The sequence below is a fragment of the Halopseudomonas maritima genome, from assembly GCF_021545785.1.
GTDB lineage: Bacteria > Pseudomonadota > Gammaproteobacteria > Pseudomonadales > Pseudomonadaceae > Halopseudomonas > Halopseudomonas maritima.
On the sequence record NZ_CP079801.1, the window covers coordinates 3,684,827 to 3,697,950 of the forward strand.

Sequence of the window (13,124 nt, forward strand, 5' to 3'; positions counted from 1 at the left end):
CAGGCAACGGCGAGTTCATGTCCGCCAGCCGTCTGGTACGCGGCTCTTGAACTCGCCGGCGATAAATGAGTTACTCAGTACGCGCAAGCGTGAAATTTTAATAAAAAATTACCGAGAGGTATTTGTGCCCCGCCTCGCAGGTCTCTAATATGCGATGTCCGCTGGCGGAATGACTGCATGGCTGCGCCTGCGCTGCAGCAGGCGCCATGTGGCGACAACATGCTTCCCGTAGCGGAGCAACACCTATAAAAACAAAGAGGGGTGGTGTTTATGCGTAAGCCGTCTACCTGGCGCGCTTCACTCGCAACCTGCGCAGTTTTCTCACTGCAGGGTTCGTATCTCAAGAAAGCGTTTTCTGTCTCTGCGTTGACCTCTGCCGTTATGTTGTCCGGCTTGGGCGCGCTTGGGTCTGCTGCCGTTCAGGCAAGCGAAACGGTCGGCGAAGCCGTACGACCTGCTATTCAATCTCCATTGGCTGCACATACGCTGCTGATCGACGCTGCCGTTGTCGGTGACCGCCTGGTTGCTGTCGGTAGCCGTGGCCATATCGTCTATTCCGATGATCAGGGTAAAAACTGGAGCCAGGCCGAGGTGCCCGTGCGTCAGTTGTTGACCGCCGTGTACTTTGTTGATGACAAGCGCGGCTGGGCCGTGGGCCATGACTCGCTGATTCTCAATACCACCGATGGCGGCGCCACCTGGGCCGTGCAGTATCGCGACCCGGAACTGGATCAGCCGGTTGACCCGGACGGCCCCAGCCTGCTGGAGCGCCCGCTGATGGATGTCTGGTTCCGCAATGCCAACACCGGCTTTGCCATTGGCGCTTACGGTACCTTCCTGCGTACCGATGACGGTGGCAAAAACTGGGAAGAGCGCACCTACGACATCGACAACCCCGACGGCTTCCATTACAACGCCATGGCCGAGGTCAAGGGCGCTGGTCTGTTTATCGCCGGTGAAATGGGGGCGTTGTATCGCTCGGCTGATTTCGGCGACACCTGGGAAACACTCACCGATCTGCCCTATGACGGCTCCTGGTTCGGCGTTTCCGGCACCGCGCAATCTAACGTGGTTCTGGTATGGGGGTTGCGGGGCAACATGTTCCGTTCCACCGACTTTGGTGACAGCTGGCAGCAAGTCGAGCTGAACACGCCCAACAACGGCCCGCTGGAAGCGACACTGCTCGGTGGTGGTGTGTCTGCTGGTGGTGCGTTAGCGGTCGTGGGCGCCGGTGGCGTGGTCGTCACCAGTGACAATGGTGGCCGCAGCTTTGATGTCATGACCCGTCCGGATCGCGTGGCATTGGCTTCGGCCCGCGTTTTGGCCAACGGCGAACTGCTGCTGGTGGGCCAGCATGGTGTTGTCACCATGCCTGCCGACGCACTGCGCGCGCACTGATAATAATTACAAGCCAGGAGAATCTGGATGTCCTTTGACCAGAAAGATGCGCCCTTCATGGAGCGGTTGGTGTTCAACAACCGCTTCGCAGTGGTGATTCTGTTTACCCTTGTTTCGCTGTTTCTTGGTTATCAGGCGCTGCAGGTACGCCCTGATACCAGCTTCGCCAAGATGATCCCGCTTGAGCACCCGTACATCGTCAACATGCTCGAGCACCAGGACGATCTCGCCAACCTCGGCAACTCCATCCGCATCGCGGTGGCCATCGAGGACGGCGATATTTTCAGCACCGAGTACATGGAAACCCTCAAGCAGATCAACGACGAGGTGTTCTTCCTGCCCGGTGTAGACCGCTCTAACCTGCGCTCGCTGTGGACGCCAAACGTCCGTTGGACCGAGGTGACCGAGTACGGCTTTGATGGCGGCCCGGTAACCAATCACCCGGCCTACACCAACGAGCAGGATCTGGAAGAGCTGCGTGCCAACGTACTCAAGTCCGGTGAAATCGGGCGTCTGGTAGCCAACAACTTCAAATCCAGCATCATCGAGGTGCCGCTGCAGGAGTTCTACCCGAACCCGGAAAACCAGAGCGAGCTGCTGCGTCTGGACTACAAGGAGTTCTCGCATCAGCTGGAAGAGAAGATTCGTGATCGCTTCCAGAATGAAAATCCGAACATCAAGATCCACATCGTTGGTTTCGCCAAGAAGGTCGGTGACCTGATCGACGGCCTGATCGGTGTCGTTGGCTTCTTCGCCATCGCCTTCGTGATTACCTTTGTGGCGCTGTACCTGTTCACCTGGTGTATCCGCAGTACCGTATCGGTACTGGTAACCACGCTGATTGCGGTGGTCTGGCAGCTTGGCCTGATCAACCTGGTCGGCTTTGGGATAGACCCGTACTCAATGTTGGTGCCGTTCCTGATTTTCGCTATCGGCATTTCCCACGGGGTACAGAAAATCAACGGTATCGCGTTGCAGTCCGGTGGTGCTGATAACGCCCTGACGGCTGCGCGACTGACCTTCCGTCAGTTGTTCCTGCCGGGCATGATTGCGATCCTCGCGGACGCGGTTGGCTTTATCACGCTGCTCATCATCGATATCGGCGTGATTCACGAGCTGGCGATTGGCGCCTCCATTGGTGTGGCGGTTATCGTCTTTACCAACCTGATCATGCTGCCGGTGACCATTTCCTATCTGGGTATCAGCAAAAAGGCCATTGAGCGCTCCAAGCGTGATGCCGTGCGTGAACACCCGTTCTGGCGTTTGCTATCCAATGTGGCCCACCCCAACGTGGCGCCCTGGCTGGTGATTATTGCGCTGGTGGGTGGTGTTGGCTGCTTTATGTACCAGAAAGCCAATATCAAGGTGGGTGACCTGGATGCCGGCGCTCCGGAGCTGCACCCGGATTCGCGTTACAACCTGGATAACGACTTCATCATCAGCAATTACACAACCAGCTCGGACATTCTGGTGGTGATGGTCAGCACGCCGCCGGAGAAGTGCTCTGCCTATGACACCATGGAAGCCATCGATCAGCTGCAGTGGAAGATGAGCAACCTCGAAGGCGTGCAATCGGCGGTATCGCTGGTGACCGTCGCCAAGCAGGTGATCATGGGTTCCAACGAAGGCAACCTGAAGTGGCAGGGCCTGTCACGCAACCAGGATGTGTTGAACAACGCCATCAGCCGCGCGCCGTCCGGCATGTTCAACTCGGCCTGCTCGCTGGCTCCGGTGATGATCTTCCTGGATGACCACAAGGCCGACACCCTGACGCGCGCAACCGATGCGGTCAAGGAATTCGCTGCCGAGTACAACACCGATGACATGACCTTCAAGCTGGCTGCGGGTAACGCCGGTATCGAAGCGGCTACCAACGAAATCATCTCCAGCTCGGAGCTGACCATCCTGGTACTGGTGTACATCTGGGTAGGTGTCATGTGTATGATCACCTTCCGCTCGGTGCCTGCGACCATCTGTATCGTGCTGCCGCTGATCCTCACTTCGGTGATGGGTAACGCGCTGATGGCCTTCCTCGGCATTGGCATGAAGGTCGCTACCTTGCCGGTGATTGCGCTGGGTGTCGGTATCGGTGTGGACTACGGTATCTATGTCTACAGCCGCCTGGAGACCTTCCTGCGCCAGGGTATGCCGCTGCAGGAGGCCTACTACGAAACGCTGCGTTCGACTGGTAAGGCGGTTCTGTTTACCGGCCTGTGCCTGGCGATCGGCGTTGCGACCTGGATTTTCTCGGCCATCAAGTTCCAGGCCGATATGGGTCTGATGCTGACCTTCATGTTCCTGGTAAACATGATCGGCGCGATGCTGCTGCTGCCGGCACTGGCGCGCTTCCTGATCAACCCGGAAAAGGTTCGCAAGTCCAAGGGCAGCAAACTGTCTCACTGAGGCGACTGACTGACCTGCAAGGCCCGCCGAATTGGCGGGCCTTGTTGTTTCTGGCGCAGTAAGCGGGGTTCTTGTTGTGGAAAGTTGCGGCGAAAAGTGCTGATTCGGCATCAATGTTGTGATTAACAAAAGATAACCGTGAGCCGTTGGCGCTCGCCCCCTTGCCTCGTTACCATGATCCATTCCGCGTACTGGCGCATAAGCGCAAACGAGCGCAGAAGATTGATAACAATAAGGGAGATTGGTGTATGCGTGAGCCCACTCGTCGGCGCACTCAAACGACTCTGCCGGCCGTGACCGGTTACCGGGCGCAGTTCCGCAAGCTGTTCTGTTCCTCTCGCCTGGCGTCTGCCGTCAGCCTCAGCGCCGCGTTGCTTGCCGCGCCGGCTGTGCTGGCCGATACCGTTGCCGAGGCGCCCAAGCCGGCCATTCAGTCCGAGCTGGCCAGCCATACACTGTTGCTGGATGTCGCCGCTGCTGGCGAGCGTCTGGTTGCCGTGGGTAGTCGTGGGCATATCGTCTATTCCGACGATCAGGGTAGCAGCTGGACTCAGGCCGATGTGCCAGCACGACAATTGCTGACAGCTGTGTACTTTGCCGATGCCAACAACGGCTGGGCGGTAGGACATGACTCGGTCATCCTGCATAGCAGCGACGCCGGCGCCAGCTGGGAGCTGCAATACCGCGATCCCGAGCTGGACATGCCCGAAGACCCGAACGGCCCCGGTCTGCTGGAACGCCCGCTGATGGACGTCTGGTTCCGTGATGCCCGCACCGGGTTTGCCTTTGGCGCCTATGGCATCTATCTGCGCACCGATGACGGCGGCAAGACCTGGGAAGACCTGTCTTTCGACATCGACAACCCCGACGGCTTCCACTACAACGCGGTCACGCCGGTGAAAGGCGCCGGCCTGTTCCTGGCTGGTGAAATGGGCACCCTGTATCGCTCTGCCGATTTTGGTGATACCTGGGAAACCCTGCAGAACTCGCCCTACGATGGCACCTGGTTCGGCGCCGCCGGCACCGGCGAGGCTAATCAGGTACTGGTCTGGGGTCTGCGCGGTAACATGTTCCGCTCTGCCGACTTTGGCGACACCTGGGAGCAGGTTGAGCTGAATACGCCGAATAATGGCCCGCTGGAGTCGACCTTGCTGGGCGGCACCTTGTCTGCAGGCGACAGCCTGGCGGTCGTTGGCGCCGGCGGCGTTGTGCTGACCAGCAACGACAGGGGCGAGAGCTTCGAAGTGGCTGTGCGTCCCGATCGTGTCGCGCTGGCAACGGCCAAGTATCTGCCTGACGGTCAGATGCTGCTGGTGGGTCAGCACGGTGTGGTCAAGGCATCCCCCAAGGGTCTGCCCAACAATCAATAAGAAATAGCTGCCAGGAGAGTCTGGATGTCCAAGCATCATCAGGAGACGAGCGCGCCTTTTGTGGAGCGCCTTATCTTCAATAACCGCATCGTCGTATTGCTGCTGTTCTCGCTGCTGACCCTGTTTTTCGGGTACCAGGCGGCGCAGGTCAAGCCCGACACCAGCTTTGAGAAGATGATTCCTCTCAAGCACCCCTATATCGCCAACATGATTGAGCACCAGAATGATCTGCCGAACCTCGGCAACACCATTCGTATTGCGGTGGCGATCAAGGATGGCGACATCTTCTCCACCGAGTACATGGAAACCCTCAAGCGCATCAACGATGAGGTGTTCTTCCTGCCGGGTGTAGACCGTTCCAACCTGCGCTCGCTGTGGACGCCGAACGTGCGTTGGACCGAGGTAACCGAGTACGGCTTTGACGGTGGCCCGGTAGCCAACCGCCCGGCGTACCTGAGCGAGGCTGATCTGGACGAGCTGCGTGAAAACGTACTCAAATCTGGTGAAATCGGCCGTTTGGTGGCGAACAACTTCAAGTCCACCATCATCGATATCCCGCTGCAGGAAGCCTATCCCAACCCGGAAAACCAGGGTGAGCTGATTCAGCTCGATTACGGTGATTTCTCTCGCCAGCTGGAAGAGAAGATCCGTACCGAGTTTCAGGGTGAAAATCCGAACATCCAGATCCACATTGTTGGTTTTGCCAAAAAGGTCGGTGACCTGATCGACGGCATCATCAAGGTGGTCATGTTCTTCGGCGCTGCGCTGGCGATCACCTTTGTGCTGCTGATGATCTTCACTCGCTGCTTCAAGAGCTCGATCACCACCCTGATCTGTTCGGTGATTGCGGTCGTCTGGCAGCTGGGTCTGCTGCGCACACTGGGCTTTGGTCTGGACCCGTACTCGATTCTGGTGCCGTTCCTGGTGTTCGCCATCGGTATCTCCCATGGTGTACAGATCATCAACGGCATGGCCATTGAGTACACCGGCGCAGACGATGCGCAAACGGCTGCCCGCCGCGCTTTCCGTGCGCTGTACATTCCGGGCATCGTGGCGCTGATCTCCGACGCCGTTGGCTTTGTAACCCTGCTGCTGATCGAGATTGAAGTTATTCGCGAGCTGGGTATCGCTGCGTCTGTTGGTGTCGGTGTGATCATTCTGACCAACCTGATGCTGCTGCCGATCCTGATGTCCTACATCGGTATCAGCCGCAAGGCGGTCGAGCGTAACCGCAACCTGGCCAATCGCCCGCAAAAGCTGTGGCTGGGCATTGCCAAGTTCGCCCATCCGGCGGTGGCGCCCATCTCTGTGGTGCTGGCGATCATTGCCTTTGCCTTCGGTATCTACCACGGCAAGAACGTCGCCATTGGCGACCTCGACCCGGGTGCCCCGGAGCTGCGTGCTGATTCGCGCTACAACCTCGATAACCAGTTCATCATCGAGAACTACTCCACCAGCTCCGATATTCTGGTGGTCATGGTCAAGACGCCGGCAGAGCGCTGCTCGGCCTACGAGACCATGGAAGCCATCGATCAGCTGGAATGGCGCATGAACAACCTGGACGGCGTGCAGTCAGCGGTATCGCTGGTGACCGTTGCCAAGCAGGTGATCATGGGTAACAACGAGGGCAACCTGAAGTGGCAGACCCTGTCGCGTAACCAGGACAACCTGAACAACGCCATCAGCCGTGCGCCGTCTGGCATGTTCAACTCGGCCTGTTCGCTGGCGCCGGTGATGGTCTTCCTGGATGACCACAAGGCCGAAACCCTGCAGCGCGCAACCGCCGCAGTGGAGGAGTTCGCTGCCGAGTACAACACCGACGACCTGCAGTTCCTGCTGGCAGCCGGTAATGCTGGTATCGAAGCGGCCACCAACGTGGTGATCGAGGCCTCTCAGACCAAGATGCTGCTGACCGTATACGCGGTGGTCATCCTGATGTGTCTGATCACCTTCCGCTCGATCCGTGCGGTGCTGTGTATCATCATCCCGCTGGCACTGACCTCGGTTCTGGCCAACGCGTTGATGGCCTTCCTTGGCATTGGTGTGAAGGTAGCAACCCTGCCGGTAATCGCGCTGGGTGTGGGGATTGGTGTTGACTACGGTATCTATATCTACAGCCGCCTGGAGACCTACCTGCGTCAGGGCCTGCCGCTGCAGGAAGCCTATTATGAAACCTTGAAGACCACAGGTAAGGCTGTGACCTTCACCGGCTTCACCCTGGCTATCGGCGTTGCCACCTGGATCTTCTCGGCCATCAAGTTCCAGGCTGACATGGGTATCCTGCTGACCTTCATGTTCCTGTGGAACATGTTCGGCGCCCTGTGGCTGCTGCCTGCACTGGCGCGCTTCCTGATCCGTCCGGACAAGCTGCGTAGCTGAGTGGGTTGATGCACAAAAAAACCGCCTTCGGGCGGTTTTTTTGTGGGCGCGTGCCGGGGGCGGGGCGGGTCAGTCCACTAGCGCACCATTGATAATGGCGCGCAGCTCCTGGCGCACGGCATAGCTGGAGGAGGGAATCAGTTGGGTCATGAAGACCATTAACAGATCTTCTACCGGGTCGATGAAGAAGTTGGTGCTGGCCATGCCGCCCCAGCCGTATTCGCCCGTTGAGCCGTTGGTCTGTGACTTGGCGACGTCAATCTTGACCGAAAACCCCAGGCCAAAGCCGCTGCCGTCGTAGGGCGTTTCGCTGAAGGAGCCGACGGAGACACCCGGCAGGTCCTGATTGTTGGGCAGGTGGTTCATGCGCATGAATTCCAGCGTCTTGCGACCGATGATGCGTGCGCCGTCCAGCTCGCCACCGTTGGCCAGGGCTTGGGCGAAGCGGTAATAGTCGTCGATGGTGGAGACCAGTCCGCCGCCGCCCGACAAAAAGCCGTGCGCTTTGCTGAAATTGGAGTCCTGCGGATCATCCTGCAGGCTGAAACTGCCGCCGGGCTGGAACTGGTAGCAGGCGGCAAAGCGCGCCAGCTTGTCGGCGGGTACGGTGAAGAAGGTGTCAAGCATGCCCAGTGGCGCGAAGATGTGGCGCTGGAAATACTCATCCAGAGTCAGGCCGGATAGTAACTGCACCAGATAGCCGCACACGTCGGTTGCGACAGAGTAGTTCCAGGCGGTGCCGGGTGAAAACTCCAGTGGCAGGCGGCCCAGTTCCTCGATCAGCCGATCCAGCGTCAAGCCGGGGCCGCCGTCGAGCTTGAGGCTGCGGTAGGCGGCGTCGACGTTGGTGCGGTTCATAAAGCCGTAGGTCAGGCCCGACTGATGGGTAAGCAGGTCGCGGATGGTCATCGGCCGTTCGCAGGCGGTGGTCAGTACCTGCGGGTAGACACCGGTCTTGTAGACACGCAGGTTGTTCCAGCTGGGGATGTACTTGTGCACCGGGTCATCGAGCAGAAAGCGGCCCTGCTCGTACAGCTGCATCAGGGCGATGGAGGTAACCGGTTTGGTCATCGAGTAGATGCGAAAGAGAGTGTCGCGCTCAACCGGCAGGCCGCGTTCGACATCCCGCAGGCCCTGCGCATGGCAATACACCAGTTCACCGCGGCGGGCGACCAGCGTCAGGGCGCCGGGCAGCTTGCCCGCGTCGATGTAGGCTGATTGCAGATGGGAGCGGATACGCGAAATCCGTTCCAGATCGACGCCGGCGATGCAGTTTCTGTGTGCCATTTTTAGAGGTATCCGTGCTGTGCGTGAACCCAGAATAGTAGCCTGCCAGGTGTGCTGACAGAAGGCGCTGGCGATGGCAAATGCCAGGTCATGCGGGGAGGTGATAGCCGTTACAAAATAAAGTCGCTTTTACCCCTTGGCAGCTCTTGTGCGGCGGCGCGGCACGGAGTAAAAAGCGCGCACCGTAGCGGCCTGAGGATTGCGATGAAATGAGCGACCATTCGCCCTGTCTGAACTGCGGCGCCTGTTGCGCCACATTCAGGGTGTCTTTTTACTGGGGAGAAACCGACAGTGCCCCAGGGGGTGACGTACCCACCCACCTTACCGAACAGTTAACGCCTTACCGTGCCTGCATGCAGGGCACCAATCAGCCCAAGCCGCGCTGCGTCGGCCTGTTGGGCACGGTTGGGGAGGGCGTGCGTTGCAATATTTATGAGCAGCGCCCCAGTCCGTGCAGGGAGTTTCCCTTCCACGGCGAAAACGGCCAGGACAGTCCGGAATGTCAGCGCGCCAGAGCCGCCCACGGCTTGCCCCCGCTGCCATCCAACCCGACGCGTCCGCGGCTGATTCCGACGATCGCAGCTTGAGCTGTGTGCACGCACGCCGGCTTCGGCGCGCGTGACGTCAGTCGGCGCTAGTGCGAGTGCTGCTATCGGCAATCAGGGCATGCACCAGATACAGCTTGCGCAGGCTGTCGACGTTGAGCACAAAGGGGTAGATGTCGGTTTGCCCCATGCTGCGCGCCAGCACGTTCAGCACGCTGCTGAGCTGCACCCAGCGGTTGCAGAAATCCAGAAAGGCGGCGCGCTCGTCCTGACCAAGTGGCAAGGACGGTAGCTGGCTGCTGTCGAAGGGTTCGACCTGCATGGCCAGGCTGCCGGGTTGGATGCCAAAGTCCAGCGCGGCGTTCAGGGTGTCGGTCATGTGCAGATAGTGCGCCCAGGTTTCGGCCCAGTCCTCCCATGGGTGGGCGCTGGCGTACTGGCTGATGAAATGCTGCTGCCAGTTGCTGACGGGCTGTTGGTAGTGCGTTTTGAGGGCGGCCTGGTAGTCAGCGCGCTCATCGCCGAACAGCTCGCGGTAGGGCGTCAGCCAGTCGCTGTTCTGCACCAGCCGATCCCAGTAGTAGTGGCCGCTCTCATGGCGGAAGTGGCCAAGCAGGGTGCGATAGTGTTCGTGCAGTTGCTGGCGGCGCTGCTCGCGGTTGGCCGGATCGGCTTCGGCCAGATCCAGGGTGATTTCACCGGCCATGTGTCCGGTAGTTACCGGTGGCCCTCCAGGCAACTGGCGCAGCAGGTGAAAGCCCAGGCCATGCTCCGGGTCCAGCCTGCGCGGTACCACAGGCAGCCCAAGCAGCACCAGTTGGGCTACCAGCCGGCGTTTGGCTTGCTCCACCTCCAGCCACAGAGCGCCGCTATCCGGCTGGCTGAGGTCGGGGATGGTCAGGTTGAGGTCACATGCCAGGCATAGGCTGGCGTCGCTTTCAGCCGGAATCATCCAGTTGCATTGGGCGGGGCCTTTGCGGTTGGCGCAGCAGCGCACAGCTCGCGGGTTGTCCCCTTGGGTCTGCCAGTGCTCTGCGTCGGGCTGCAGGGCCAGCAACTGGCCTGTGGCTGGCAGATAGCCCAGCTCGGCACCGCAGCGCAGGCAGTGGGTATTGTCGAAGAATATTGGCTGGCCGCAGCTGCAGCGCTGCAGCAAGCCGTTGGGGTGGTAATCGAACAGCTGTTGTCCGCGACTGCGTTGCAGCAGTTGCTCGAAATAGCTCACTGGGCCTCCTGTGCGCGCTTAACTGCTGCTCTGCAGCTGCTCCTGGCCGGCGAAATAGGTTTGGCTGATCGCTGCGTGCAGCTCGTCAAAGTCGATCTGAATCTCATCGACAAAGGCGTGCAGCTCATCGGGCTCGGCGGCCAGCAGGGTTACATCCGGTTTGCTCAGATTTTGCCGGCAGGTTTCCACCTCCTGCAGTGCCAGTTCGTGCCTGGGCAGGGTCTGCAGGGCGTTGGCCAAGCGTTCCATGCAGCAGGCTACGCTGCGCGGGAACAGCCGATCCTGCAGCAGGAAGCTAAGCACATCCGGGCCACGAATGCGCAACCGAACATGCTGACGGTACATCTGATAGCCGGTCAGTGACTTGAGTACGCTCATCCACTGCAATGTTTCAAAGGGCTTCAGGTCTTCGGCGCTGCGTGGCAACAGGTTGGCCGAGCGCACGTCGATGATGCGCGTGGTCATGTCGGCGCGTTCCAGCTGGCGTCCGAGCATCAGGAAGGAGCGCACCTGGGTGTAACTCAGGGTGCCCTCGATAAGCCCATTGACGGTTTGGCAGCTGCGGATCACCCGGCCGAGAAAGGCGTCTCGCCGGCGCGGTGTGATACCAGAGCCCACCTGGTCCTTGACGCTCAGGTACAGCTGGTTGACCTCTTCCCAGATCTCACGCGGGATTACGTCGCGGGTGGTGCGCAGGTTTTCGCGGGCGGCGGCCAGGGAGCTGAGAATCGAGCCGGAATAGCGGCGGTCACCGCACATGAAAGACAGCACGCTGGCTTCATCGCGGGTGGGGTAGAGCTCATCGAACAGGGCGTCGTTACCGGTGATGGCGATGATCTCGGCCCAGCCAAGCTTGGTCGAGCGGGGCAGGTCGAGCAGCAGATGGCTGTTGACGCTCAGCAGGCGAGCGGTGTCTTCGGCGCGCTCCAGGTAGCGGGCCATCCAGTAAATGTTTTCGGCTACACGTGAAAGCATGAGTCAGTTCCCCGCCAGGTCAACGATCCAGGTGTCCTTGCTGCCGCCGCCCTGCGAGGAGTTGACGACCAGCGAGCCTTTGGTGAGTGCAACCCGGGTCAGGCCGCCGGTCGTAACCCAGGTGGCTTCTCCAGACAGGATGAAGGGCCGCAGGTCCACGTGGCGCGGCTCCATACTGTTGCCGCACAGCGTTGGCGAGGTGGACAGGCTGAGTGTCGGCTGCGCCATGTAGTTGCGTGGGTCGGCTTTGATTAACTCGGCAAAGGTGTCACGTTCCTTTTTGGTCGCATGCGGGCCGATCAACATGCCGTAGCCGCCCGATTCGTTAGCCGGCTTGACCACCAGTTTGTCGAGGTTGTCGAGCACGTACTTGCGGTCATCGTCGAACATGCACAGGTAACTGGGCACATTCGGCAGCAGCGGCTGCTGGCCCAGATAGTATTCGATGATCTTGGGCACAAAGGCGTAGATCACCTTGTCGTCTGCCACGCCGGCACCGGGCGCGTTGGCCAGTGCCACGTTGCCCTTGCGCCAGGCGCGCATCAGGCCGTGTACGCCGAGCATGGAGTCGGGGTTGAATACCTCGGGGTCGATGAACATGTCATCGACGCGGCGGTAAATCACGTCCACCCGCGCCAGCCCGTCGATCTTGCGCATGTAGACGCAGTCGTCGTCACCGACTACCAGGTCCGTGCCCTCGACCAGTTGCACGCCCATCTGCTGGGCCAGATAGGAGTGCTCGTAGTAGGCCGAGTTGTAGATGCCGGGGGTGAGGATAACGATGCTCGGGTCGTCGCCGGGGCGCGGCGACAGCGAGGCGAGCATGTCATACAGCTGGGCGGTGTAGTCATCGACCGGCTGGATCAGCCCGGTGGCAAACAGGTCGGGCATCACGCGCTTGGTGACGTTGCGGTTCTCCAGCATGTAGGACACACCGGAGGGGACGCGCAGATTGTCTTCCAAAACGTAGAGCGTACCGTCCTTGTCACGCACCAGGTCCGAGCCGCAGATGTGGGCCCATACGTTGTGCGGGGTAGAGATGCCGACGCACTGGGGGCGGAAGTTAACCGACTGGGCCAGCACTTCCCTGGGCACCACGCCATCCTTGACGATTTTCTGGTCGTGGTAGAGGTCGTCGATAAACATGTTCAGCGCCTGTACGCGCTGCTTGAGCCCGGCGTCGGTCTTCTGCCACTCGGCCAGCGGGATGATGCGTGGCACGATGTCGAAGGGCCAGGCCCGGTCGATCATGCTGCCTTCGGTGTACACGGTAAAGGTGATACCCATCAGCTGGATGGCCACCTCGGCTGCGGTCTTGTGCTCGTTCAGCTCGCGGGCGTCGAGATCGGCGAGATACTGGCACAACAGCTCGGCCTCCGCGCGGGGCTGTCCCGGTGCCTTGATGAGTTCGTCGTAAAAGCCCTTCGAAGTGTAATCGTCCCAGTTTACTTTACTCATTCAGCTACTCTATTCGCCAGGGAAAGGTCGGTGTGCAACCTGCAATTGCCATACCAGACGCACTGGATCGGGGCACGGTCCTGT

At 59.9% G+C, this 13,124-nt stretch carries 9 protein-coding genes; 5 read left to right on the forward strand and 4 right to left on the reverse strand.

Features of this window, described 5'->3' with window-relative positions:
• Positions 1–270 precede the first annotated feature (270 nt).
• From HV822_RS17055 to HV822_RS17070, 4 genes are all read left to right on the forward strand, one after another.
• Positions 271–1,398: a YCF48-related protein gene (locus HV822_RS17055; RefSeq protein ID WP_396264938.1), complete on the forward strand. Its 1,128-nt coding sequence runs from the start codon at positions 271–273 to the stop codon at positions 1,396–1,398.
• Between the two features lie 27 nt (positions 1,399–1,425).
• The gene (locus HV822_RS17060) at positions 1,426–3,801 is read left to right on the forward strand and encodes an efflux RND transporter permease subunit (RefSeq protein ID WP_238871454.1); all 2,376 of its coding nucleotides are present in this window, start codon (positions 1,426–1,428) and stop codon (positions 3,799–3,801) included.
• 248 nt (positions 3,802–4,049) lie between these two features.
• Positions 4,050–5,171: a WD40/YVTN/BNR-like repeat-containing protein gene (locus tag HV822_RS17065; RefSeq protein ID WP_238871455.1), complete on the forward strand. Its 1,122-nt coding sequence runs from the start codon at positions 4,050–4,052 to the stop codon at positions 5,169–5,171.
• A gap of 24 nt (positions 5,172–5,195) precedes the next feature.
• Positions 5,196–7,550, forward strand: coding sequence for an efflux RND transporter permease subunit (locus HV822_RS17070; RefSeq protein WP_238871456.1), 2,355 nt, complete (start codon positions 5,196–5,198; stop codon positions 7,548–7,550).
• A gap of 69 nt (positions 7,551–7,619) precedes the next feature.
• On the opposite strand, the gene HV822_RS17075 is transcribed toward HV822_RS17070, so the two are convergent.
• Positions 7,620–8,837, reverse strand: coding sequence for a serine hydrolase domain-containing protein (locus tag HV822_RS17075; protein WP_238871457.1), 1,218 nt, complete (start codon positions 8,835–8,837; stop codon positions 7,620–7,622).
• Between the two features lie 209 nt (positions 8,838–9,046).
• On the opposite strand from HV822_RS17075, the gene HV822_RS17080 reads away from it, so the two are divergent.
• Positions 9,047–9,424 (forward strand): YkgJ family cysteine cluster protein, encoded by a 378-nt coding sequence (locus HV822_RS17080; RefSeq protein ID WP_238871458.1) that lies wholly within the window; start codon positions 9,047–9,049, stop codon positions 9,422–9,424.
• 37 nt (positions 9,425–9,461) lie between these two features.
• Here the strand turns inward: HV822_RS17080 and HV822_RS17085 are convergent, their stop codons facing one another.
• Genes HV822_RS17085 through HV822_RS17095 form a run of 3 tightly spaced genes read right to left on the reverse strand, consistent with a single transcriptional unit; the run spans position 9,462 to position 13,040 of the window.
• Complete coding sequence (locus tag HV822_RS17085) at positions 9,462–10,607, reverse strand: zinc-binding metallopeptidase family protein (protein WP_238871459.1); 1,146 nt, start codon at positions 10,605–10,607, stop codon at positions 9,462–9,464.
• Between the two features lie 18 nt (positions 10,608–10,625).
• Positions 10,626–11,582 carry an alpha-E domain-containing protein gene (locus HV822_RS17090; RefSeq protein WP_238871460.1) on the reverse strand — a complete coding sequence of 319 codons (957 nt, stop codon included), beginning with the start codon at positions 11,580–11,582 and terminating at the stop codon, positions 10,626–10,628.
• Between the two features lie 3 nt (positions 11,583–11,585).
• Entirely contained in the window at positions 11,586–13,040 is a 1,455-nt protein-coding gene (locus HV822_RS17095; protein ID WP_238871461.1) for a circularly permuted type 2 ATP-grasp protein, read from the reverse strand.
• Positions 13,041–13,124 lie beyond the last annotated feature (84 nt).

Bases quoted from the DNA above. Each gene is read 5' to 3' on its own strand.
- HV822_RS17080 (WP_238871458.1), top strand. From the start codon at position 9,047: ATGAGCGACCATTCGCCCTGTCTGAACTGCGGCGCCTGTTGCGCCACA.
- HV822_RS17065 (WP_238871455.1), top strand. From the start codon at position 4,050: ATGCGTGAGCCCACTCGTCGGCGCACTCAAACGACTCTGCCGGCCGTG.
- HV822_RS17095 (WP_238871461.1), bottom strand. From the start codon at position 13,040: ATGAGTAAAGTAAACTGGGACGATTACACTTCGAAGGGCTTTTACGAC.
- HV822_RS17060 (WP_238871454.1), top strand. From the start codon at position 1,426: ATGTCCTTTGACCAGAAAGATGCGCCCTTCATGGAGCGGTTGGTGTTC.
- HV822_RS17075 (WP_238871457.1), bottom strand. From the start codon at position 8,837: ATGGCACACAGAAACTGCATCGCCGGCGTCGATCTGGAACGGATTTCG.
- HV822_RS17055 (WP_396264938.1), top strand. From the start codon at position 271: ATGCGTAAGCCGTCTACCTGGCGCGCTTCACTCGCAACCTGCGCAGTT.
- HV822_RS17070 (WP_238871456.1), top strand. From the start codon at position 5,196: ATGTCCAAGCATCATCAGGAGACGAGCGCGCCTTTTGTGGAGCGCCTT.
- HV822_RS17090 (WP_238871460.1), bottom strand. From the start codon at position 11,582: ATGCTTTCACGTGTAGCCGAAAACATTTACTGGATGGCCCGCTACCTG.